Source organism: Micromonospora luteifusca, from assembly GCF_016907275.1.
Lineage (GTDB): Bacteria > Actinomycetota > Actinomycetes > Mycobacteriales > Micromonosporaceae > Micromonospora > Micromonospora luteifusca.
This window is the reverse complement of sequence record NZ_JAFBBP010000001.1, coordinates 5,667,844-5,690,673: the sequence shown is the minus strand read 5'-3', so window position 1 is coordinate 5,690,673 and position 22,830 is coordinate 5,667,844. Positions and strand designations below refer to the sequence as shown.

Genomic DNA, 22,830 nt, shown 5'->3' with positions numbered 1-22,830 from the left:
CCGACGCTCAGGAAGCGGCAACCTCGTTCGATGATCGGGTGACCTGCCGGGGCGGCACCGGCACCGTCGGCGCGGCGTCCGGCGTCGACCCGCTCCCGGTCGGCCCCGCCGGGTCGGTCGACCCGCTCGCGGTCGGCTCCGCCGGGCCGTCGTCGGTGTCGGTGTCGGTGTCGGTGTCGGTGTCGACCGGAGCCTGCGGCGGCGCGACCGTCTCTGGTGCGCCCGCGGGCGGGCCGCTGATCGGACGGGGGTGGACCGCGCCCAGCGGCCCCCCACCACCGGTCGGACCGCCACCCCCGGCGGCCGGGCCAACCCCGCCCGTGCCCGAGTCGTCGTCGGCGTCATCCGCCCGGGAGCGGCCCGCCACGGGGCGGGTCCGGTCGGCGGCGTGCCCGAGGACCCGCAGCGACGCCAGGGCGGCCATCGGCACCACCAGCGCGGCGGCAGCGCCCATCACGTCCAGCGCCGCACCGTCGAGCACACCACCGAGCACCGCGGCGACCACGGTGCCGGCCAACGCGGCCCGGACCGCCGGGTAGATGCCGAACAACCGCATCAGCCCACCCCACGGCTGCAACAGGGCGAACCACACCAACAACCCACCGGCCAACGCCAGCACGGTCAGCGGGCTGTTGACCAACGTCTCGAAATTCTCCGTGCTGGATCGGTGCACGGTGAACCCGCCGGTGCCGTCGCTGAGCGCGGACAGGAACCGACCCAGGCTGCCCCGCTCCGCCGCCGGGCGGCGCAGATCCACCACGGCGAAGCCGATGCCGACCGCCAGGGCGGCCATGCTGGCCCAGGCCAGCCGGCTGATCGTCAACCAGCCGCCGGCGCTGATCACGGCGGCGACGCTCACCCCGGCGGTGAGCGCGATCGCCCCGACCGGGTCGGCACCCAGGTACGGGCTGCCGACCACCACCACGGCGAGGCCACCCACGGCCACCATCACCGCCGGCCGCCAGCTGCGGTGCACCCGTTGCGCGAGCCAACCCCCGGTGAGCAACGCGCCCGCGAGGAACACGCCCAGCCCTACCGTGCTCAGCCCGGCGTAGCGGCCACCCTGCAACGCGGAGTAGCCCACCACGCCGTTGAGTTGCAGGCTGGCCCCGGTGAGCACGTCCAGCCCGACGACGAGTGTGGTGAGACCGGCCACCGCACCCACCGGGCCGAGGGTGCCCGCGTACCCGGGGGCGAACCGCACCGCCGCGGTGCCGGCGGCCACCAGCAGCGCGGTCACCCCGGCGAAGATCCATCCAGGGTGCCCGCCCCGCCACCAGGGCACCGCGTCGGCCAGCAGCGCCGCCGGGATCGTCAACGCCGCGGCGACCAGCAGCACCTCCACCACTGCCACGATCCGCCCGGAGACAGGCGTCGGACCGGCCGGCCCGGCGTGCGGGCGGGCCCGGCGCAACAGCGGCAGGATCGCCAACGCCAGCAACACCTGCACGACGGCGAGCAGCGTGAAGAACCTGCCGGAGATGCGCCGCTGGGCGGACGCCTCCCGGTCGGCGTCCCCCGGGGCGTCGATCGCGTCGGCCAGGTCGCTGGGGCGACCGCCGGTGCTGAGCGCCGGACGGCCGAGGAAGAGTCGCTCCGGCATCGGCCGGCCCAGCGCCGCCAGCGCCGTCGGCGCGAGGTCGACAAGTTGCAGATACCCGTCCCGGCCGGTGCTGGCCGAGGTGAGCCACCCCCGCTCCCAGCCCGGCCCGTCGGCGACCGCCACGTGCAGCCGCGACGGCTGGGCGGTATCGGAGATCCCCGCGACCAGCACCAACGACCGTGGTGGCCGCGCGGCCAACACCCGGGCCAGTTGGGCGTCCGCCGCCCGGGCCTCCTCGGCGCGCGACGCCGGGTCGGTCCCCTCGACCGTGCCGAGGTCGACGATGCTCAGGACGCATGAGCCGAGCAGCGTCCGCGGGTCGGCCGGCAGGGCAGACGCGTACCGGTCGACCCGGCCGAACGGTCGGGCTGCCGCCACGGCCGCACCCGGGCCCACCGCGACGGAGCAGCGGACCGACTCCGACAGCGATCCGGGCACGGCACCCCAGGATAGGCGCTGCTGGTTGTACTGCACCACGCTCTCCTGGTCGGGCAGGTTCGCGCCGATGCCGTCGGGTTGTTCCACCGCCACGCCGGCCGGCGGGCACCCATCGGCGACCCGGCTGCCGTTCCACGCGGCGAAGCTGCCCGCACCCAGAGTCAGCCAGCCGTCCACCGGGCAGGTGGGTCGGTGCGCGGACCGCACCGACAGCGAGCCGATCGACCCGTCCTGGGCCATCCGCCACAACGTCGGGGTGCTCTGCGGATCCACGTCCTCCCAGCGCAACCCGGCGACCCCGGCGAGCACCACGAAGTCGGCGGTGCGTTGCGGGACGCCCCGGGGTGGGCGGGCGGCCAGCGCGGTGACACCCAGCGCCACCACGAGCACGGTCAACAGGGCGGGGGCGATTCGGCGCAGCATCACCGGTGTCCCGTTCTCGGGGCGTCGGAGTCCGGCGCGTCCGCCGGACCGGTGCGGTCCGCAGCCACCTCGGCATAGAGGGCGGCCAGCGTGGCCACCGTGTCCGTCTCGGTCGGCCACGTCGCCGCCCGTTCGGCGCCGCGGCGGCCCAATTCGGCGCGGGCCGCCGGATCGTCCAGCAGCGCGCGCACCGCGGCATCGACCGCGTCCACGTCGCCGGCGGGAACCAACGTGGCAGCGTCGCCGACCAACTCCGGCAGCCCACCAACCTCGGTGGCCACCAGCGGTACGCCGGCGCGCAGCGCCTCCTGGGCGAAGAGTTGCCGAGCCTCCCAGTCGCTGGTCACCACCGCGAGGTCGGCGCCGGCGAGCAGGTCCGCCACGTCGGTGCGGTGCCCCAGCAGGGTCACCGGAGCGCGGGCCGCGGACGTCCGGGCGGCCAGCGGCAGATAGGCCGGCCCACTGCCGGCGATCACCACGACCGGCGGCGGGGTACGCGTACGCCAGCGGGCCGCCGCGTCGATCAGCACGTCGTAGCGCTTCTGCGGGTGCAGCCGGCCGACCGAGAGGATCAACGGCTGGTCCGGGCGTACGCCGAACTCGGCGCGTACCGCCGCCGGGCGTCGACGGGGCGGGGGCAGCGTCGGCGCGGCGACCGGGGCGAGCCGGGCGTCGGCGGCGCCCAGCGCGGCAGCGCGTCGCACCAGGTCCGCGGAGGCACCGAGGGCCACCCGCGCACCCCGGGCCACCACCCGCTCCACGAATCGGGACACCCCGCCTCGCAGTCCGCCCGCGAGCACCGCGTTGTGCCAGGTGACGATCAGCGGGGCGACGGGACGGGCCAGCACGGCGACCAACCCGGCCCGCAGACCGTGCGCGTGCACCACGTCGACGTGGGCGGCGGAGAGCACCCGACGCAGGGCGAGCACCGCCCGGGCGTCGGCCGGCGTCGGGCTGGCCGGGATCTCCACCGGCTCGAACCGCGCACCGACACCGACGAAGTCGAACTGCTCCTGAGTGGCGGCGGGCCCGCAGACCAGGACGGTGGCGCCGCCCGCGACGAGGCCACGAGCCACCGAACGGACGTGCTGGCCGACCCCGCCGGTGCTGGACGCGAGCACCAACGCGACAGTGCCCGACCAGCCGGCAGGCAGACTTGCCTCGCTCATCGAGTCGCCGTCTCCTTCCCGTCGCCCCGCTCCGGGGAGCCCGCAGCGGGCGTCGGCGCGCCACCCCGTGGCCCTCGCCGGCGCAGACGCCGCAACACCCCGGCGAGCAGTGGCTGTACGTCGCGCCGGTCGACGAACCAGACCACGGCGAGGAACACAACCCCCACCAGAACCCCGGACAGCATGCCCTGACCGAACGCCACCACCATCGTCGGGGTGCCGCCGCCCGGCGTGTCGAGCCAGCGGGTGAGGCCCAATCCGGCGAGCGCGGCGAGCACACCAGCGAGACCGCCGGCCGCCCCGGCCCGTGCCGCGCCCGCGAGGGCGCGACGGCCGGCGCTGCGCAGCACCGCCAGGAGCAGCAGGGCGCCGAGCACCAGCATCCCCACCGAGTTCGCGGACGTCACCGCGAGCACCCGGTCGGCGGTGGGTAGCAGCACCGTCAACGGCACCGCCACGGCCGGAACGACCAGCCAGCCCAGGGTGATCGCCACGGTCGCCGGCCGGGTGTCGCCCCGCGCGTACAGCGCGCGGGACAGGACCGCGAACAGTCCGTAGCCGAGCAGGCCCGGCGCGAACCCGGTGATGGCCGCCGCGGTGGACGCCGGATTACCCGGGTAGAACAGGGCGGCGATCGGCTGCGCGGTACCGATCAGTGCCGCGACGCCCAGGCAGCTGAAGAGCAGCACGCCACGCACCGTGCCGGAGAGGGTCCGTCGGTAATCGTCCTCGTCACCGGCGGCGCTGGCGGCGGCCAGCGTGGGATAGGCCGCCACCGCCAGCGGTACGGCGAGGACCGCCCACGGCAGCAGGAAGATGGCCTGAGCCAGGTTGAACACCTGCGGGGATCCGGTGGGACCGCCGGAGACACGGTTGAGGACCACCAGCAGCGCGACCTGCTGTGCCGCCACCGTCACCGCGCCGGCCGTGGCGAGCCCACCGATGCGCGCCCGCACGTCCCCGGTGAAGGCGTAGCCAAACCGGGGTCGCAGCCGCAGCCGGCGCAGCGGGATGATCAGCGACAGGGACAGCACGACCACGCCCAGGGTCGTGCCGCCGGAGAGGAGCAACTCGCCGTCGCGGCCAACCTGGGCCACCGACACGCCCCGCCCCTGCGCGGCACCGAATGCCACATAGACGACGACCACGGTGAGGCTGGACAGCAGCGGCGCGATGACGGGCCAGGCGAAGCGCCGGTGCGCCTGGAGGACGCCGGTGAGCACGATGCCGATCCCGTAGAGCGGCAGCTGGGGGGCGAACACCCGCAGCATCCGGGCACCGGCAGCGAGTTCCGACGCGGAGCGCCCATCGCTGATCAACGAGATGATCGGATCGGCGAACAGAACGACGAGCACGGCGAGGGGAACCAGCAGGCTCACCGTCCAGGTCAGCAGGGCCCCTGTGGTGGCCGCCACTGCTCGCCGATCCCCCGCCGCGACCGCGCCGGCCAACAGCGGTACGACCAAGCTGGCCAGTGCCCCGCCGGCGACGATCTCGAAGACGATGTTCGGAACGGTGTTCGCGATGACGTACATGCCGCCGAGGTCACTCTGCTGCACGACCCAGGTGAACACGGCGGTGCGGCCGAAGCCGGCGAGTCGGCTGGCCACGGTGAGGACGGCGATGAGCGCGGCTGCTCCGGCCAGCCGGCCGGCGCCGGCGAGGGGTGCCGGTCTGGTCACGTCAGTCGGCGCGTCGGCCCAGTGCGTCGAGCTCGCGCAACCCCGGCGTCCGCTGGATCACCGCGGTGAAGCTGACCTTCTCGCTGGCGGCGGTCAGGCCGGCGAGCACGGCGAGCAGACCGGCCCGACCGAGCGGGCCGGTGCGGGCGGCGAGCGCGACGCCGAGCAGCGCCCCGAGGGCGTTCGCGCCGCTGTCGCCGAGCATCACGTCCTCGGCCAGGTCGTCGCGGAGCAGGCCGGCGGCGGCTCCGGCCGCGCCGGCGGCGATCCCGCCGTGCGGGCCGCCGGTCAGCGGCGCGGCGAGCAGCAGCCCGGACTTGATGGCCCGGCCGGGCCGCAGGTCGAGCAGGTTGAGCAGGTTGGCGGTGCCGGCGATCACGCCGGCGCCGAGCAGCACGTCGACGCCCCGGCCAATGGCACCGTGGCGCTGCCGGCGCGGGTGCGCGGCGACCCGCGGGTCGGCGGCGAGCAGCGCGGCGGCACCCAGCCCGGCGGCACCCACCCCGACGACCTTGACCAGGCCCGCGGTGACCCGCCCCTCGCGCAGCGCGGCGAGGTGGCCGGCGAAGCCCTTGGCGGTCTTCTGCTCCGGCCGGGCGCCGACCACGTCGTCGTACAGCCCGACGCCACCGGCACCCAGGCCGGCGACCAGGGCGGCCCCACCGGCGGCCCCGCTGGTGGCACCGAAAGCGCCAGCGGCGGCCGCACCGGCGGCGAGCGCCGGCCCGGCGGCCAGGGTCACCGTGCGGCCGCGGAAGTTCGTGCGTTCCAGCGTGGGCCCGGCCGGGGAGGTACGCACCTCGCGCAGCGCGTACCGGGCCGCCGCGGCGCCGGCACCGGCGAGCAGCAGCCGGCCCAGCGTCCTCACGCCGCCGCCCTGCGGTGCCTCAGCGTCGCGTGCCGCGCACGCGCCGCCTCGTCGGTTACGGACACGGGGGTACGTCGTTCGCTCACTGGGGCAGTCTAGGCAGCAGGGACGCGGCGTTGTCGCCGACGCCGTACTGGCCGGCCTTCTTCTCGGTGAGTTGCTGCACCAGAGCGAGGCTGGTGACCAGCTGACCCTGGACGGTGTTGGCGTTGTCGACCGTGGAGATGGTCTGGGCGAGCACCGGGTCACCGCGGACCACGGACACCAGGTTGCCGCCGGCGGAGCCGTTCCCGGCCACCACGATCGACCCGGTACGGTCGAACTGCTCGGCGATCTTGACGACCGACTCGTCCCGCTTCTCGGAGTCCTTGTCGACGTACGGCTGACCGCTGACCACGACGACCGCCTCCGCCGAGCCGGTGACCTTGTTGTTGTCGGTGGTCAGGTACCCGGCGTTGTTGTACGCGGCGAGCACCGCCCGCCGGTCGGCGTCGCTGACCGGTGTGGTGCCCTGGGCCCGGTCGAGCAGGACACTGGCCAGCAGCGCGCTGGAGGTCTCCACCCCGTGCCCGTTACCCGGCAGGCCGGTGGTCTGCGCCGTCGGGCGGGCGGCGGTGACGGCCAACTCCAGCAGGTTGGAGTTGTTGTCCGGGTTGATGAGTTTGTCCTGCAGGTCGACGCGGCCCGTGACGGTGGCGCCGGCCTGCTGGAGCTTCTTGAGCACACCCTCGGTGTGGTCGCGCCCGTTCGGCAGGGTGAGCACCAGCACACGCCGCCCGGTCAGGGTGCCCGGGAGGACGACCTCTGACATCTCCTCGGCGAACTCCTCTTCCAGCCCGAGCTGCTTCTCCATGTTGTTGACCTGCTGGCGCCAGTACTGGTTGTCCTTTCGCAGCCCGGTGACCTGTCCCTCGAGCGAATCGGCGACCGGGCCGTTGAGGGCGGCCGTGCCGACCACCAGGCCGATCGCCAGAGCTAGGAAGACCGCGGTGAGGGACACCACGTGGTAGCGGAAGTTGATCACGCTTGCAGCCTCTTGATCGGTCGGGAACTAGAAGAGCCGGTACAGCTGGAACACGAAATTGTCCCACCACTCGGCGACCACGCCCAGGTACGCCTTCCCGACGGTCGAGACAGCCACCGCGGACGCCATCGCCGCGATCGCCGACAGCACCAGCAGCAGCAACGACGAACCGGAGATGCTCTGCCGGTAGAGCCGGCTCACACCCTTGGCGTCGACCAGCTTGCCGCCGACCTTCAGCCGGGTCAGGAACGTCGAGGCCATACCGCCGCGACCCTTGTCGAGGAATTCGACAAGCGTGGCGTGGGTGCCGACCGCGACCAGCAGCGAGGCGCCCTTCTCGTCGGCGAGCAGCATGGCCAGATCCTCGCTGGTCGCCGCGGCCGGGAAGGTCACCGCCGGGACGCCGAGGCCGTTGACCCGGGGCAGGCCGGGCGCCCGCCCGTCCGGGTAGGCGTGCACGATCACCTCGGCGCCGCAGCGCAGCACGTCGTCGGTGACCGAATCCATGTCCCCGATGATCATGTCGGGGGTGTACCCGGCCTCGACCAGCGCGTCCGCGCCGCCATCGACACCGATGAGCACCGGCTTGAACTCCCGGATGTACGGGCGCAGCACGTCCAGGTCGGCCTTGTAGTCATAGCCGCGCACCACGATCAGACAGTGCCGACCCTGCATCTGGGTCTCGATGTCCGGCACGCCCACACCGTCGAGCAGCAGGTCGCGCTCCTGGCGCAGGTAGTCCATCGTGTTGGCGGCGAACGCCTCCAACTGCACCGACAGACCCTCCCGGGCGTCAGCCATGGCCTTCGCCACCGACTCGGCGTCCTGCAGGCTCCCGTGGGCCACCGGCTCGTCCCCGGCGAAAACCGTGTTGCCCTCGATGCGCACCTGATCGCCCTCGCGGACCTGCTCGAAGACGCCCTCCCCCAGGTCGTCGAGGAGCGGAATGCCAGCGGCGATCAACACCTCCGGACCGAGGTTCGGGTAACGGCCGGAGACCGAGGGCTTGGCGTTGAGCACCGCCGCGACACCGACAGCAACCAACGAATCGGCCGCCACCCGGTCCAGATCGACGTGGTCGATCACCGCGATGTCACCGGGGCGCAGCCGGCCGACCAGGCGTTTCGTCCGGCGATCAAGGCGCGCGGTGCCGAGGACTGTGCCCGGGTCGGAGCTCCGGTTCCGGCGCAACGTGGGTAGACGCATCGTGACCATCCTGGCATGTGAGGCAGGCTTTTCTGTCGCGACATGCCTGAGCAGGGCCGCCTACCCAGGGAAGCACACGTCGGCACAAGCCGTTGTGCTTGCGCTCACAATACGCGGCGTCACAGCCGCCTCTCCTTGGCGGCCACCGCCAGAAGCTCCTCAGCGTGGGCGATACCCAGATCCGAATCGGGCAAACCTGCCAGCATGCGCGCCAACTCCCGGGCCCGCTCGGTGTCCTCCACCACCCGCACCCCGCTGGTCGTCACCGCGCCGCCAGTGTCCTTCGCCACCACCAGGTGCCGGTCGGCGAACGCGGCCACCTGCGGCAGATGTGTGACGACCAGCACCTGGTGACTGCGCGCCAGCCGGGCCAGCCGCCGGCCGATCTCCACCGCCGCCTGACCGCCGACCCCCGCGTCGACCTCGTCGAAAACCAACGTGGGCGGGCCACCCGAACCGGCGAAGACCACCTCGATGGCAAGCATCACCCGGGACAACTCACCACCGGAGGCACCCCGCTGCAACGGCAACGACGGCGCTCCCGGGTGAGCCAGCAACCGCAGCTCCACCTCGTCACCACCGTCGGGCGTGACACCCACCTCGACGCCGTTGACCGACAACGTCGGCTCGGCCCGCCCGGCCGGGCGCGGCAGCACCGCCACCTCGATCCGCGCGTGGGGCATCGCCAGACCGGCCAGCTCGACGGTGACCTGATCGGCGAACCGGATCGCCGCCTCCTGCCGGGAGACCGACACCCGCCCCGCCAGGTCGGCCACCTCGACGGCGAGCCGCTGACCGTCGCGCTCCAACTCGTCGAGCAGATCGTCGGAGGTGTCCAGATCGGACAGTCGGGTGCGCGCCCGATCGGCCCAGGCGATCACCCCGTCGACGTCGTCGGCGTACTTGCGGGTCAGCCCGCGCAGCGCCGCCCGCCGCTCGTAGACGTGCTGCAACCGGGCCGGGTCCGCGTCGAGCGTCGCCAGGTACGCCGACAGCTCCGCCGACACGTCGGTGACCAGCGTCGCCGCCTCCTCCAGGCGAGCCGCCAGCTCACCCAGCGCCGGGTCGGTGCCAGACTGCGCCTCCAGCGTCCGTCGGGCGGTGCCGAGCAGCGCCGCCGCGTCCGGTGTCTCGTCGGCGACCTCCGCACCGCCCGCCACACACTGCTGCGCGATCTGCGCGGCCGTCCGCAGCCCTTCGGCGTGCTCCAGCCGCTGCGCCTCGGTCTTCAGCTCGTCATCCTCACCGGGCTGCGGATCGACCCGGGTGATCTCGTCCAGGCCCAGCCGCAGCAGGTCGGCCTCCTGGCTGCGCTCGCGGGCATTGCGCCGCCGGTCGGCCAGGTCGTCGACCACCCGCCGCCACCCGGTGTACGCCTCACGCAACGCGTCGAGCAGCTTCTCGTGCCCGGGGCCGGCGAACCGGTCCAGGGCGGCCCGCTGCTCGGCCGGGCGCAGCAACCGCAGCTGGTCGGACTGACCGTGCACGGCCACCGCCTGCTCGCCGACCTCACCGAGCATCGACACCGGCATGCTCCGGCCGCCAACATGGGCGCGCGAACGCCCCTCCACCGTCACCGTGCGGCTCAGCAGCACCGAGCCGTCCTCGTCCGGCTCGCCACCGGCCTCGGTGATCCGGGCGTGCACGGCGTCGGCGACCCGCCCCTGCAGGCGCAACCGCCCCTCCACCACCGCCCGGCCGGGCTGGGCCCGGACCCGCCCGGCGTCGGCCCGACCACCGAAGAGCAGGCCCAGGCCGGTCACCACCATCGTCTTACCCGCACCGGTCTCGCCGGTGATCACGTTCATGCCGCCGGTCAACGGCAGCGTGGTGTCGTCGATGACGCCGAGTCCGGTGATGCGCAGCTCTTCCAGCACAGCCACCGACAGTAGACGCGAGGCCCGACAGTTGACCAGCCGACGGGCCCGGGTGCGCCCGACACCCCACCGACGTACAGTTCTGCCCCGTGTTGGACGTGATCGGCCTGACCACGGCTGAGGAGGAGCTCTACCGCTGCCTGCTCCAGCTCACCACGGCCCGCATCGACGAGTTGGTCCGTCGCCTGGACCGGCCCCGCGAGCAGGTCGTCGCGCAGGTCGAGGCGCTGCGCGCCAAGGGCCTGGTGCAGCCCACCGACAACGATCCGAACGCACCGCTACGCCCGACCGCCCCGGACGTCGCCCTCGGCGGGGCGCTGCTGCGCCGCCAGGAGGACCTGGAGGTGGCCCGCCGGCGGGTCACCCAACTGGCCGAGGAGTACCGGTCCGGGCTTCGGCGCCACGACGTCGACCACCTCGTGGAGGTGATCACCGGCGCGCGGGTTCTCCGGGACCGTCTGCGCGATCTGCAGAATGCGGCGCGTACCGAGGTGCTGTGGTTCTGCCGGGCCAACCCCCTCGCCATGGCCGGCCCGGAGAACGTCGAGGAGTTCGACGCGCTGGCCCGCGGCGTGAGCTACCGGGCTATCTACGAGCGTGATCTGCTGCTGGAACCGGGCGCGTTGGCCGACCTGGCCAAGGGGGTCGCCGCCGGCGAGCAGGCCCGGGTCCTGGACCGGCTACCGGTCCGACTGGCCATCGTGGACGCCCGCGTCGCCGTCTGCCCGTTGGTGCCCGACCGCGACGGCGGTGAACCGAGCGCCGCCGTGATCGGCCGCAGCCAACTGCTCGACGCGCTGCTCGCCCTCTTCGACAGTCACTGGCGGGTGGCCACCCGGTTACGGCTCGACGACCCACTCGCCGTCGCGCCGGCCGAGGGCCGACGGCCGGACCCGGAGGACCACCCGAGCGACGGTTACCAGCCGGACGCCGACGAGGCGCGGCTGCTGTCGCTGTTCGTGGCCGGCGTACCGGACAAGTCCATCGCCTCCCAGCTCGGGGTGAGCCGCCGGACCGTCCAACGGCGCATGGCCGACCTGATGGCCGCCGCCGGGGTGGACACCCGGCCGGGGCTGGCGTTCCAGGTCGCGCGACGCGGCTGGCTCTGACACCGCAGGGCCCGCCGTCGGTCGACGGCGGGCCCTGCGGCGGGCGGGCGGGACGGCTCAGCCGCCCCGCCCTGCCCAGGTCAGCGCAGCCCGTACGCCTGAAGCACCGTCTGGTCGACGACGTTTCCGGCCCGGTCGGCGGCGTGCACCCGCAGCGACACCGTTCCACGCCCCGCCGGCACGGTCGCGGTGTAGCGGGTGCCCGACCCCTTCGTCGGCGCGTTGCGCCAGGTGACGCCCCCGTCGAAGGAGACCTGCACCCGGACACTGGTACCGGTCGGCGCGGGCACCCCGGCCGGCTGACGCAGCGTCACTCCCAACTCGTGCGGCCGGTTGCCGCGTACCGTGCCGAGCAGGTCGGCCGGCACCCGGTAGTCGACCTGCAGCAGCGACAACGGCGTCGCGGCGTCGCCCGCCGGTCGGGCCGAGGTGAACTCCCAGGCCGTGTCGGTCCGGGTGGCGTAGCGCCACTCCGGCGAGTCCCGCCGCGTGGTCAGGTCCAGTCGGTAGCGGGCCGGCCCCGCGGTGGTGGGCACCGGGGCCCACCCACCGGACAGGTCCGCGATCTGCTGCCCGTTGCGGCTGAGCCGAGCCTCGACGGTGTCCGACTCCTCGCTGCCGCCGGCCACGCTGTAGTGGCCCTCGGCGTCGACGAACTCGGCCACCCGCAGGTTCAGCGTGTCCGCGGTACGCGTGGGCACCGGTGCCCCGCGCCCGGCCGGATCACCGGGGCGTGCCAGGTCTCGCTCACCCGGTCGGCACCGGAGTACCGCCGGGGCTGCTCGGCCAGGCCACCGGTCAACGGCATGTCCGCCATGAACGTGATCTTGTGCAGAACCCGGTGCTGCCACCAGGAGTCGTCAGCGCTGACGAACTCCTGCCGGGTGCTGCCGGCACGCACCAGCCGCGCGTTGTCGTTCCAGGACGCATCCTGCCACGGACGCCAACCGAAGCGCTGCTCGCTGGCCCACTCACCACCGACGCCCCCGTAGCTGGCGGTCACCTCGGCGGTGTTCTGCGCGGTGACCTTGTGCGTGATCCGCTCCGGGATCCGACCCTTCGAGACCTGCCACACGTCGTACAGGTACGGGCTCTGCACGGTCAACGTCAGGTCCAGCGTCGTGCGGCCACGCTTGGCAGCCGCGATCACCTTCTGCCCGTCGTCGTACGCCACTGCCAGCGCCGGGATGGGCAACCGGTCGCCCAACGGCGTCCAGGACGTCCACGCGCTCTGGTCGGCCGGCCGGACGATCAGCGCCACCGTCGCACCGGCGGCGGCTGCCGCCGCGATCTGCTCCTCCTCCGAGGCGTCCGGGCTGGTGGTGAGCAGCGCCGCGGCGCCGCGCACCCGGGCAAGCTCCCCGGGGGTGCCGGTGCCGGCCCAGACCAGCGGCAGCTTCCGCCGCTCCGACGGCGCCGGCGAGTAGCCCATCAGGTTGATGTCCAGCGGACCGGACACCCCGCTGATCGTCGCGTCCACCATCGGTGCGACCAACTGCCAACGCGACGAAAACTCGAACTCACCCTTGCTCACCGGGCGGGTCGGCGTGACGTTGACCTGCTGGACGGTGCTGAAGGTCATCACCCCGTGGTCGATCTGCCGGCCGTTGCCGAAGACCCGGTGCTCGTAGAAGCTGATCGTCGCCTGCTGCTCGGAGGGCTTCGGCGTCTCGATCCGCACCGGAGTGCCCTTACGCGGGTCGAGCACCACCGTGACATCCCGGTCGACCAGCAACTCCGGGTCGGTGACCAGGGTGACCTGCTCATCCAGCGGAGCACCGTGCTCGATCAACGCCTCGAGCAGGTACGGGCCCTCCTCAACCTGCAGTTGCACCTCACCGCCGACCCAGCCGAGCCAGTCGGATTCGGGATTCTCGCCGAAGAGGGTGAACACCGGCGCGGAACCCGGCTGCCCCTGCAGGTCCACCGCCCGCACGGTCACGGTGTGCAGCGGACCGCTGAGGGTCAGGGCCACCGCGGTACGCACCGCCACACCGTCCGCGCCGGTCGCTACCAGCCACCCGCTGTACAGACCCCGGTCCAACTTCGCCGGGTCCGCCCGCAGCGGCACGGCGACGCTGCCACCGGCCGGCACGGTCACCTCGGCGCCACCGACCGAGACACCGTCGGTCTCGGCCGCGCGGGTGTCCAGGTTGCGCAGCTCCAGGGCCAGCCGCAGGGTCTGCGGGGCCGCGGTGCCGTTGGTGTACGTCACGGTCCGCTCGGCCGTCGCGCCACCGGTGCTGAGCCGGCCGAAGTCGGCGGTCCCGGAGGAGTACACCCGCTGGCCGAGCGCCCGGGCCACATCGACTCGGCCGCCGCCCTGCTCGAACACGGTCAGCGCCGGGTTCGCCTTCGTGGTGCTGACCAACGCGTCCTTGAGCGTGCCGGCGGTCCAGTCGGGGTGCTCCTGCGCGAGGATCGCCGCCGCACCGGACACGTGGGGGGTGGCCATCGAGGTGCCGTTCGCGGTCGTGTACGCGTCGCCCACCGGCGTACCCATGGCGGTGCCGGCGGCCCGCGCCGCGATGATGCCGACGCCCGGCGCGGTGATCTCCGGCTTCAGACCGTTGTCACCGAGCCGCGGGCCCCGACTGGAAAACGACGCCAGGTTGTCGTCGCGATCCACCGCGCCGACGGTCAGCGCCGCCGCGGCCGCGCCCGGCGACCCGACGGTACGCGCCGCACCCTCGTTGCCGGCGGCGACGACGAACAGCGTCCCGGTCTCGGCGGTCAGGTCGTTGACGGCCTGGCTCATCGGGTCGGTGCCGTCGGTCGGGGAGCCGCCGAGGCTCATGCTGACCACCTTCGCACCGGAGTGGGCGGCCCACTCCATCCCCGCGATGATGGACGAGTCGTAGCCCGAGCCACTGTCGTCGAGCACCTTGCCGATCAGCAGCTGCGCGCCGGGCGCTACGCCCTTGCGCAGACCACCGGACGCGGCGCCACTGCCGGCGATGGTGGACGCCACGTGGGTGCCGTGTCCGTGCCCGTCGCGGGCGCTGCCGCTCTCGGAGAAGTCCCGCGCCTCGGCGATCCGGCCGGCCAGGTCGGGGTGGGTCGCGTCGACGCCGGTGTCGAGCACGGCCACCTTCACGCCGGTACCGTCCCGGCCGGCCGCCCAGGCCGCCGGGGCGCCGATCTGCGGCACGCTGTGCTCCAGCGTCGGGCGGACCTTCCCGTCCAGCCAGATCCGGGCGACACCGGCGCCGAGCGTGGCCGGCGCACCGGCGGCGACACGCTGCCCCGGCGCACCACGCAACGACGTCCACAGTCCACCCAGGTCACTCTTGCCGACCCGCACCGCCGCGCCGTTGATGCTCTCCAACGGCCGGGCATCAGTGGCGCCGGTGAGCGGCCGAACCCGACCGGCGGCCGGCTCCTGATAGCGGACGATCAGCGGCAACGCGCCCTGCGCGGCGTCGCCGTACCCGTCGGCGACCAACTCCTGCACGTCGAACAGGTTGGGGTCGAGCACCCCCGCGGAGAGGTACGGCATGACGTCGCTGGGCAGCACCCGCAACCCGCCGTCGACCTCCACGGTCTGGAAGATGATCCGGTCCCGACCCGGGCCGCGCCGGACGCTGGCGGTGACCCGGCCGGGCGCGGCCTGGACCAGGTCGACCTGGTCGCCGGTGATCAGGGTGATGCGGACGGGCGCGACGCCCGAGGCAGGCGTGCCCGAGTGCGGGTCGGTGGGCCGGGCGGGCGGGTCGGCGGACGCCGGTGCGGCGAGGCCGACCACCAACGCGCCGACCGCGCCGACGGCGAGCCAGCGTGGGGACCAGTGCATGCGATGTGCTCCTCTACTCCTCCAGGCCCACCATCCGTGGATGAGGGCCGATCGGAGTCTGCGACGGAGCCTGTCACCGGGTCACTAGTCGCCAGCCGCCGCAGCGGCGACATGTCGTCAGGTGGACAACGAACGTCCACCGACGGTGCGCCACCCGGTCACCGGCGGCTGCCGCGCCACCCGTGCACGGGAAGGTCGAACTTGGCGACCAGCCGGTCGGTGAACGGGCGGGCCCGCAACCGCACGATGCGCACCGGCAGAGCACCCCGACGCACCGTCACCCGGGCCCCCGGTGGCAGGTCGTAGACCCGCCGCCCGTCGCAGGAGAGCACGGCGAGGGTGGTGAACGGGTCGACGGTGATCACGAAGGTGGACGTCGGAGCGGTGACCAACGGGCGGCTGAACAACGCGTGCGCGCTGATCGGCACCAGCAGCAGCGCCTCCACCTCCGGCCACACCACCGGCCCCCCACCGGAGAACGCGTACGCGGTGGAGCCGGTGGGGGTCGCGCAGACGACACCGTCGCAGCCGTACCGGGACAGGGGCCGCCCGTCCACGTCGACGAGCAGCTCGAGCATCTGCGCCCGCTCGCCCTTCTCGATGCTGATCTCGTTCAGCGCCCAGGACTCGATGGTGGGCCCACCGTCGAACTCGGCGGTCACGTCCAGGGTGAGCCGCTCGTGGACGGTGTAGTTACGGTTGACGACGTCACGAACCGCGATGTCCAGGTCGTCGATCTCCGCCTCGGCCAGGAAGCCCACCTTGCCGAGGTTGATGCCGAGCAGCGGCGCCTTCGCCGGCCGGGCCAACTCGGCGGCGCGCAGGAAGGTGCCGTCCCCCCCGAGCGCGAAGACGATCTCGGCGCCCTCGGCGGCCTGCGGGCCGGCGACCGGCACCACGCCGGGCAGGTCAAGGTCGTCGGCCTCGTCGGCGACCACCCGCACCTCGAAACCGGCGGCGATCAGGTCGGCGGCGACCGACCGGGCGTGCTCGGTGCTGCGCCGACGGCCGGTGTGGGTCACCAGCAGCGCGGTCCGGCTCATCGGGCCGACCACCCGTCCGGAACCGGGCGGCGTCGGGCCACCCTCGCCCCCGCCTGCCCGCGTGTCCCTCCGCGGGCCGTTGCGGTGCCCTCGCTGCGCGCGTTCACCCTGCGACCTCCTCCGCCGCCACGTCCGGCACGTCACCGGCCGTGGTCGGGCCATCCGGCCCGGCCGCCACCACCGCCCGCACCCGCTGCGGGTCAGCCGGTGGTGCGCCCCGGCGCAACCATACGAAGAACTCCACGTTGCCGCTCGGCCCGGGCAGCGGGCTGGCCGCCACGTCGGCCAGCCCGAGGCCGAGCTGCGCGGCCGCCGCCGCCACATCCAGCACCGCTTCGGCACGCAGCTCCGGATCACGGACCACACCACCGGAGCCGACCCGGTCCTTGCCGACCTCGAACTGCGGCTTCACCATCAACGCCAGGTCACCGTCGACGCGCGTGCAGGCCGCCAGCGCCGGCAGCACCAGCCGCAACGAGATGAACGACAGATCGGCCACCGTCAGGTCGACCGGCCCACCGATCGTGTCGACATCGAGGGTACGCACATTGGTGCGTTCCAGGACCCGGACCCGCTCGTCCGTGCGCAGCGACCAGGCGAGCTGCCCGTAGCCGACGTCGACGGCCACCACCTCGGCGGCGTCGGCGCGCAACAGCACGTCGGTGAAGCCACCGGTCGACGCGCCGGCGTCCAGGCAACGCCGCCCGGCGACGCGCAGCCCACCGGGCCCGAACGCGGCCAACGCGCCAGCGAGCTTGTGCCCGCCCCGGGAGACGTACTCCTCGGTCGGGTCCGCGCCGGTCACCAGGAGCGGATCGGCGGGGTCGACCATCGCGGCGGCCTTGCGGGCGGTAACCCCGCGCAGCTTGACCCGGCCGGCCTCCACCAACGCGGCGGCCTGCTCCCGGGAGCGGGCCAGACCGCGGCGGACGAGTTCGGCGTCCAACCGGTTGCGACGTGCCATGGGTGGTTCTCCGGTCTGCTCAGGCCTGGTCGTCCCGCTCAGGTCTGGTCGATGGTGGCGAGGGTTTCCCGCAGCGTCTCGTAGGCCGCCTCGTACTGCGCGATCTGGTCGGCCGGGGCCAGCGTCGCCGCGTTGGCCATGGCCTGCACGGCGGCGTCCACGGCCGGGTGCCGCGCTTCGTCGTCCCCGACGTCGGGCAACGGTCCAGGTCGGGCACCCAAAGGGCCGGGCCGGGCACTCACCGGAGGGCCGGGCCGGGCGGCGAACGGTCCTCCGGCCGGCGGACCGGGGCGGCTCATTCGGCGTCGTCCGGCGGCTGCTTGCGGACCGCCTTCTTGGCGGGCATTGCCGCCGGAGTCGGGGCGTCCTCGCCGGTCCGGCTGATCGTCGCCGGCGGCTTCTTCACGATGGCCTTCTTGGCGACCGCCTTCTTCGCCACGGCTTTCTTCGCGACGGCCTTCCTGGCCACCGGGGCACCCGCCGAGCCGTCGGACGGCACGAGGCTTTCCCCCGGCTGCGCGGCGGCGGTCGGGTCGGCTTGCTCCGTGGGGCCGACGGCCGGCGCGTGGGCCGGCTCAGCCGTCGTCGGCGCGCCGGTCGGCTCGGCGGCGCGTGCCTCGCGGAGCTGCCGCTCCAGGTCGTGCACCCGCCGGGTCAGTTCGGCCACCTCGTCGGCGGTGGCCAGACCGACCGCGCCGAGGGCCCGGTCGACCTCGAAGCGGACCAGCTTGGTCAGCGCCTCCCGGTTGGCGGCGCCGGTGGTGACCAGCTCCTCGCCGAGGGCCTGAAGTTGGGCGGCGGTCGCGCCGCCGGAGCCGACGAGACGACGGGCCACGTCCTGGGCCTTCTTCCGGGGCGCCTCCGCAAGGCCCATGGCCAGCTCGAGGTAGGCGCGCCACGCGTCCTGCATGCCTGAGTCCTTCCACGGGGCGAGGTGTGCAGGTGTCACGCTACCGGGCACCCCGCACTGTCCTGTGCGGTACGGTGCCGAGGACGGTGTGGCGATCATCGAGGGGGAGACGTGGCCAGCGTGGACGAGTGCCGGCAGGCGTTGCAGGACCTGGCCGCCCGGCTGGATCGCAACGCCGAGACGGTGCGCGAACGGATCGACCTGGACCGGACGCTGGCCTGCCGGATCACCGACCTGGACACTGCCTTTCACGGCCGGATCACCGGCGGTCGGCTGGTCGAGTTGACCGACGGCGACGACCCCAAGGCCAAGATCGCGCTGAGCACGTCCAGCGATGACCTGCTCGCCCTGGTCCGTGGCGACCTGGATGTCACCGGAGCGGTGGCCTCCGGCCGGGTGTCGATCAAGGCCAACCCGTTCGACCTGCTGAAGTTGCGCAAGCTGCTCTGACGAGCGCCGGGTCAGGTGCCCCGGCTCACGCAGCAGCAGCCAGACCGAAGCTTTCCAGAGCGTGGGCCGCGTCCGGGCCCATCGGGCGGATCTTCGGCAGCGCCGGCTCCGGTGCCGACCAGGCCGCCGCGCAGAGCGCGGCCAGCGCGTCCAGCGGCCGACCTGACCCCGCCAGCTCCAGCGTGCCGTCGCGGTCGGTCACGGACCAGCCGCCGGCGTTCGCCGGGCCGGGGACACGCACGGCGGCAGCCGGGTCGAAGAGCCCCGCCAGGTCCCTCGCGACGTACGTGGGACGCCGCTGCGGCTCGGCCGCCAGCAGATCCGGTACGCCGCTGACGCCGGTGAGCACGAGCAGACTGTCCAGCCCAGCTCGGCGGGCACCCTCGATGTCGGTGTCCAACCGGTCGCCCACCACCAGGCTCCCGCCACCACCACTGCGCCGAGCGGCAGTCTCGAACAGCGCCGACTCCGGCTTGCCGACCACAACGTCCGGATCCCGCTCCAGCGCCGTACGCAGCACCGCGACCAGCGAACCGTTACCCGGCAATGGTCCTCGCCCGCTGGGCAGGGTCCGGTCGGTGTTGGTGGCGATCCAGAGCGCACCGGCCCGTACCGCCACCGACGCTTCGGCCAACTCGGCCCAGCCGACCTGCGGGCCGTACCCCTGCACCACCGCGGCCGGGTTCTCGTCGGCCTGGCTGACCGGGGTCAGGCCGACCGCGCGCAGTTCCGCGCGCAGCGCCTCCGCGCCGACCACCAGCACCGGCGCGCCAGCGGGCAGTCGATCACGGAGCAGTTCGGCCGAGGCGGCGGCGGAGGTGAGCACCTCCTCCGGTCGGGCCGGCACACCCATCCCCGTCAGCAGGTCGGCGACCTCGCTGGACCGGCGGGACGCGTTGTTCGTGGCGTACGCCACCGCCCGCCCCTCGGCGTGCAGCCGGGCCACCGCCTCAACGGCGCCGGGGATCGGCCGGTCGATCAGGTAGATCACCCCGTCCAGGTCGAAAACGACCAGGGTGTACCCGTCGACCAGCCGATCCCCCGCACCCGCGTTCACCGCTGCGTCGACCCCGACTCGTCGTCCCGGGCCGGGACGGTTCCGTCGGCGCTCACCGCGTCGCCGGACGTCGCGCTGCTCTCAGCGGTGGTGTCCGCGTCGGCGTTGCCGTCCTGGTCCGAGTGACGATCCTCGTCCTCGTCGTCGAAGCCCTCGTCGTCGGCCGGACGGCCGGCCGCGCCGTCCTCCTCGTCGTCGTCGAAGTCCTCGTTCTCGCGGTCGTCGTCTTCGTCTTCGTCGTCGTCGTCTTCGTCGTCGTCGTCGTCTTCGTCGTCGTCGTCTTCGTCGTCTTCGTCGTCGTCTTCGTCGTCGTCGTCGACGTCGTCTTCGTCGACGTCGTCGGCGGTCAGGTCGGCGTCCGGTCGGGCCGGCACCGCACCGGGAGCGCCCGGACCTGCGGCGATCTCCTCGGCGGCCTCGTCCTCGTCGTCGCCCTCGATGACCACGCCGTCGAGCTCCAGCAGCCGCTCGGCGGCGTCGGTCTCACCCTCGGTGTCCACGTCGGCAGCGCGGGAGAACCACTCGCGGGCCTCCTCGCGCCGGCCCACCGCCAGGAGTGCGTCGGCGTAGGCGTAACGCAGCCGGGCCGTCCACGGCACCGTGGCCTCGCTGGTGAGGTCCGGGACCTGGAGCATCGCCACTGCGGCGTCCTTCTGCCCAAGGTCACCCCGGGCACCGGCGGCGACGATCAGCAGCTCGATCGCGACGGCCTGATCCAACTTGTCACGGTCGGCGCCGCGGAACAGGTCGATGGCCCGCTCCGGCCGACCGAGAGCCCGCTCACAGTCCGCGAGGACTGCCAGGTGACTCTGCAGGCCGCTCATCCGGTGGTACGTACGCAGCTCGGCGATCGCCGTCTGCCACTCCCCCGCGTGGTACGCGGCCAGACCGACCGCCTCACGGACGGCGGAGATGCGCGACGCGAGCCGCCGGGCGGCCAGCGCGTGCGCCAAAGCCTCGGCCGGGTCCTCGTCGATCAGCTGACCGGTCGCGACGAGGTGCCGGGCCACCGTCTCGGCGACGGGCTTGTTCAGCGAGAGCAACTCAGCGCGAACATCCTTGTCGAGATCGGTCGCGACGATGTCGTCCGGCAGCGCCGGGGCCGAGCTACGCCCGCCCTCGAACGACTCGGAGCCGCCGGCGCGGTCGTCGCGGCGGAACTCACCCTCGCGACGCGGCCGCTCGTCGGCCCGGAAACCACCCGTACGCTCGCCGCCCCGGTAGCCACCCTCGCGACGGTCACCGCCGCGGAAGCCACCCTCGCGGGGCGCGCCGCCTTCGCGCGGTCCGCTCGGCCGGGAGCCGTCACGGTCGCCACCGCGGAAGCCGCCTTCACGACGGTCACCGCCGCGGAAACCGCCCTCACGGGGCGCGCCGCCCTCACGACGGTCACCACCCCGGAAGCCACCCTCGCGGTCGCCACCACGGAAACCGCCCTCACGACGGTCACCGCCACGGAAGCCACCCTCGCGGGGCGCGCCGCCTTCGCGCGGTCCGCTCGGCCGGGAGCCGTCACGGTCGCCGCCACGGAAGCCGCCCTCACGACGGTCACCGCCACGGAAGCCACCTTCACGGGGCGCGCCGCCCTCACGACGGTCGCCACCTCGGAAGCCACCCTCACGGTCGCCACCCCGGAAGCCACCCTCGCGAGGCGCGCCGCCCTCACGACGGTCGCCACCCCGGAAGCCACCCTCACGGTCGCCACCACGGAAACCGCCCTCGCGACGATCACCGCCACGGAACCCGCCCTCGCGGTCACCGCCACGGAACCCGCCTTCACGACGGTCACCACCGCGGAAGCCACCCTCACGAGGAGCATCCGAGCGCGAGCCGTCGCGGTCACCGCCACGGAAGCCACCCTCGCGGGGTGCACCAGTCCGGGACCCGTCGCGGAAGCCACCCTCGCGACGTTCGCCGCTGCGGAAGCCGCCCTCGCGGTCGCCCCGGAAACCGCCCTCGCGGGACGGGCCGGAACGGGGACGGTCGCCACCCTGATAGCCGCCCTCACGACGATCACCACCACGGAAGCCACCGTCGCGGTCGCCCCCACGGAAGCCACCCTCACGGGGCGCGCCCGAACGCGAACCGTCGCGATCGCCGCCACGGAAACCGCCTTCACGCGGAGCGCTGGACCGCGAACCATCGCGGTCGCCGCCACGGAAACCGCCCTCACGACGGTCACCACCGCGGAAGCCACCCTCACGGGGCGCGCCCGAACGCGAACCGTCCCGGTCACCGCCGCGGAAACCGCCTTCACGCGGAGCGCCCGAACGCGAACCGTCCCGGTCGCCACCACGGAAACCGCCTTCACGCGGAGCGCTGGACCGCGAACCATCGCGATCGCCGCCACGGAAACCGCCCTCACGACGGTCACCACCGCGGAAGCCACCCTCACGCGGAGCGCCCGAACGCGAACCATCCCGGTCGCCACCACGGAAGCCACCCTCGCGCGGAGCGCCCGAACGCGAACCGTCCCGGTCGCCACCACGGAAACCGCCTTCACGCGGAGCGCTGGACCGCGAACCATCGCGATCGCCGCCACGGAAACCGCCCTCACGACGGTCACCACCGCGGAAGCCACCCTCACGCGGAGCGCTGGACCGCGAACCATCCCGGTCGCCACCACGGAAGCCACCCTCACGGGGCGCGCCCGAACGCGAACCATCGCGATCGCCGCCACGGAAGCCGCCCTCGCGCGGAGCGCTGGACCGCGAACCATCGCGATCGCCACCGCGGAAACCACCCTCACGCGGAGCGCTGGACCGCGAGCTGTCCCGGTCACCACCACGGGAAGCAGAGTCGCGGCCGCCTGCGTAGCCACCTCGGGCGCCGCCGCCGCTGTCGCGGTCTCCCCGGTACGGGGGCCGGTCTCGATCATCGCGGCGCGGGCCGCGGTCGCGTCCGCCCGCACCGTCAGTACGGTCTTCGCGACGGGGACGGTCTCCGCCCTGCGGTCCTGAACTCACAGGTACATCCTTCCTGATTGCGCCACCAATGGCGCTACGCAGTCGAGGGCCGACCCGGATGGGGCGGCCCTCGACTGGAAGATTGTCCGGCGGCGTCCTACTCTCCCACACCCTCACGAGTGCAGTACCATCGGCGCTGGAGGGCTTAGCTTCCGGGTTCGGAATGTGACCGGGCGTTTCCCCTCCGCCATGACCGCCGTAACTCTATGAACATATCAAACAACCCCGGCACAAAAATCACGGGTGTT

Annotated in this window: 18 protein-coding genes and 1 rRNA gene; 2 read left to right on the top strand and 17 right to left on the bottom strand. The window is 73.6% G+C overall.

Annotated elements, in window-relative coordinates:
- Positions 1-7: 7 nt before the first annotated feature.
- The 7 genes from JOD64_RS25995 to recN form a co-directional block, all read right to left on the bottom strand.
- Entirely contained in the window at positions 8-2,464 is a 2,457-nt protein-coding gene (locus tag JOD64_RS25995) for a hypothetical protein (protein ID WP_239559654.1), read from the bottom strand.
- Positions 2,464-3,633 carry a glycosyltransferase family 4 protein gene (locus JOD64_RS25990; RefSeq protein ID WP_204944647.1) on the bottom strand — a complete coding sequence of 390 codons (1,170 nt, stop codon included), beginning with the start codon at positions 3,631-3,633 and terminating at the stop codon, positions 2,464-2,466. Before JOD64_RS25990 ends, JOD64_RS25995 begins: the two co-directional genes overlap by 1 nt.
- Positions 3,630-5,315: a murein biosynthesis integral membrane protein MurJ gene (murJ, locus tag JOD64_RS25985; protein WP_204944645.1), complete on the bottom strand. Its 1,686-nt coding sequence runs from the start codon at positions 5,313-5,315 to the stop codon at positions 3,630-3,632. The genes JOD64_RS25990 and murJ overlap by 4 nt, the downstream gene beginning before the upstream one ends.
- Position 5,316: 1 nt before the next feature.
- Positions 5,317-6,183, bottom strand: a complete 867-nt coding sequence (locus JOD64_RS25980; protein WP_204944644.1) for a hypothetical protein — start codon at positions 6,181-6,183, stop codon at positions 5,317-5,319.
- A gap of 82 nt (positions 6,184-6,265) precedes the next feature.
- On the bottom strand, positions 6,266-7,207 hold the full coding sequence (locus JOD64_RS25975) for a copper transporter (RefSeq protein ID WP_204944643.1): 942 nt from the start codon (positions 7,205-7,207) through the stop codon (positions 6,266-6,268).
- Between the two features lie 27 nt (positions 7,208-7,234).
- On the bottom strand, positions 7,235-8,413 hold the full coding sequence (steA, locus tag JOD64_RS25970; RefSeq protein ID WP_204944642.1) for a putative cytokinetic ring protein SteA: 1,179 nt from the start codon (positions 8,411-8,413) through the stop codon (positions 7,235-7,237).
- A gap of 119 nt (positions 8,414-8,532) precedes the next feature.
- Entirely contained in the window at positions 8,533-10,290 is a 1,758-nt protein-coding gene (gene recN / locus JOD64_RS25965) for a DNA repair protein RecN (protein ID WP_204944640.1), read from the bottom strand.
- Between the two features lie 89 nt (positions 10,291-10,379).
- On the opposite strand from recN, the gene JOD64_RS25960 reads away from it, so the two are divergent.
- On the top strand, positions 10,380-11,399 hold the full coding sequence (locus tag JOD64_RS25960; protein WP_204944639.1) for a helix-turn-helix domain-containing protein: 1,020 nt from the start codon (positions 10,380-10,382) through the stop codon (positions 11,397-11,399).
- A gap of 80 nt (positions 11,400-11,479) precedes the next feature.
- On the opposite strand, the gene JOD64_RS33175 is transcribed toward JOD64_RS25960, so the two are convergent.
- From JOD64_RS33175 to JOD64_RS25935, 6 genes are all read right to left on the bottom strand, one after another.
- Positions 11,480-12,100: a hypothetical protein gene (locus tag JOD64_RS33175; protein WP_239559653.1), complete on the bottom strand. Its 621-nt coding sequence runs from the start codon at positions 12,098-12,100 to the stop codon at positions 11,480-11,482.
- Positions 12,073-15,192 carry a S8 family peptidase gene (locus JOD64_RS25955; protein ID WP_239559652.1) on the bottom strand — a complete coding sequence of 1,040 codons (3,120 nt, stop codon included), beginning with the start codon at positions 15,190-15,192 and terminating at the stop codon, positions 12,073-12,075. Before JOD64_RS25955 ends, JOD64_RS33175 begins: the two co-directional genes overlap by 28 nt.
- Positions 15,193-15,350: 158 nt before the next feature.
- Positions 15,351-16,235, bottom strand: coding sequence for an NAD kinase (locus JOD64_RS25950; protein WP_204944638.1), 885 nt, complete (start codon positions 16,233-16,235; stop codon positions 15,351-15,353).
- A 103-nt stretch (positions 16,236-16,338) separates the two neighbouring features.
- Positions 16,339-17,199: a TlyA family RNA methyltransferase gene (locus tag JOD64_RS25945; protein ID WP_204944637.1), complete on the bottom strand. Its 861-nt coding sequence runs from the start codon at positions 17,197-17,199 to the stop codon at positions 16,339-16,341.
- A gap of 38 nt (positions 17,200-17,237) precedes the next feature.
- Complete coding sequence (locus JOD64_RS33845; protein WP_204944636.1) at positions 17,238-17,498, bottom strand: hypothetical protein; 261 nt, start codon at positions 17,496-17,498, stop codon at positions 17,238-17,240.
- Complete coding sequence (locus JOD64_RS25935) at positions 17,495-18,109, bottom strand: phasin family protein (protein ID WP_204944635.1); 615 nt, start codon at positions 18,107-18,109, stop codon at positions 17,495-17,497. Before JOD64_RS25935 ends, JOD64_RS33845 begins: the two co-directional genes overlap by 4 nt.
- Before the next feature lie 111 nt (positions 18,110-18,220).
- On the opposite strand from JOD64_RS25935, the gene JOD64_RS25930 reads away from it, so the two are divergent.
- Positions 18,221-18,559: an SCP2 sterol-binding domain-containing protein gene (locus JOD64_RS25930; protein ID WP_204944633.1), complete on the top strand. Its 339-nt coding sequence runs from the start codon at positions 18,221-18,223 to the stop codon at positions 18,557-18,559.
- Positions 18,560-18,584: 25 nt separating this feature from the next.
- Here JOD64_RS25930 and JOD64_RS25925 read toward each other — a convergent pair whose 3' ends face one another.
- The 4 genes from JOD64_RS25925 to rrf all read right to left on the bottom strand — a co-directional run bounded on the left by JOD64_RS25925 (position 18,585) and on the right by rrf (position 22,783).
- On the bottom strand, positions 18,585-19,616 hold the full coding sequence (locus JOD64_RS25925; protein ID WP_204944632.1) for an HAD-IIA family hydrolase: 1,032 nt from the start codon (positions 19,614-19,616) through the stop codon (positions 18,585-18,587).
- Positions 19,613-20,626, bottom strand: coding sequence for a hypothetical protein (locus tag JOD64_RS25920; RefSeq protein ID WP_307813991.1), 1,014 nt, complete (start codon positions 20,624-20,626; stop codon positions 19,613-19,615). The genes JOD64_RS25925 and JOD64_RS25920 overlap by 4 nt, the downstream gene beginning before the upstream one ends.
- 20 nt (positions 20,627-20,646) lie before the next feature.
- The gene (locus JOD64_RS25915) at positions 20,647-22,527 is read right to left on the bottom strand and encodes a hypothetical protein (RefSeq protein WP_204944630.1); all 1,881 of its coding nucleotides are present in this window, start codon (positions 22,525-22,527) and stop codon (positions 20,647-20,649) included.
- A 139-nt stretch (positions 22,528-22,666) separates the two neighbouring features.
- Positions 22,667-22,783, bottom strand: a 5S ribosomal RNA gene (gene rrf / locus JOD64_RS25910).
- Between the last annotated feature and the right edge of the window lie 47 nt (positions 22,784-22,830).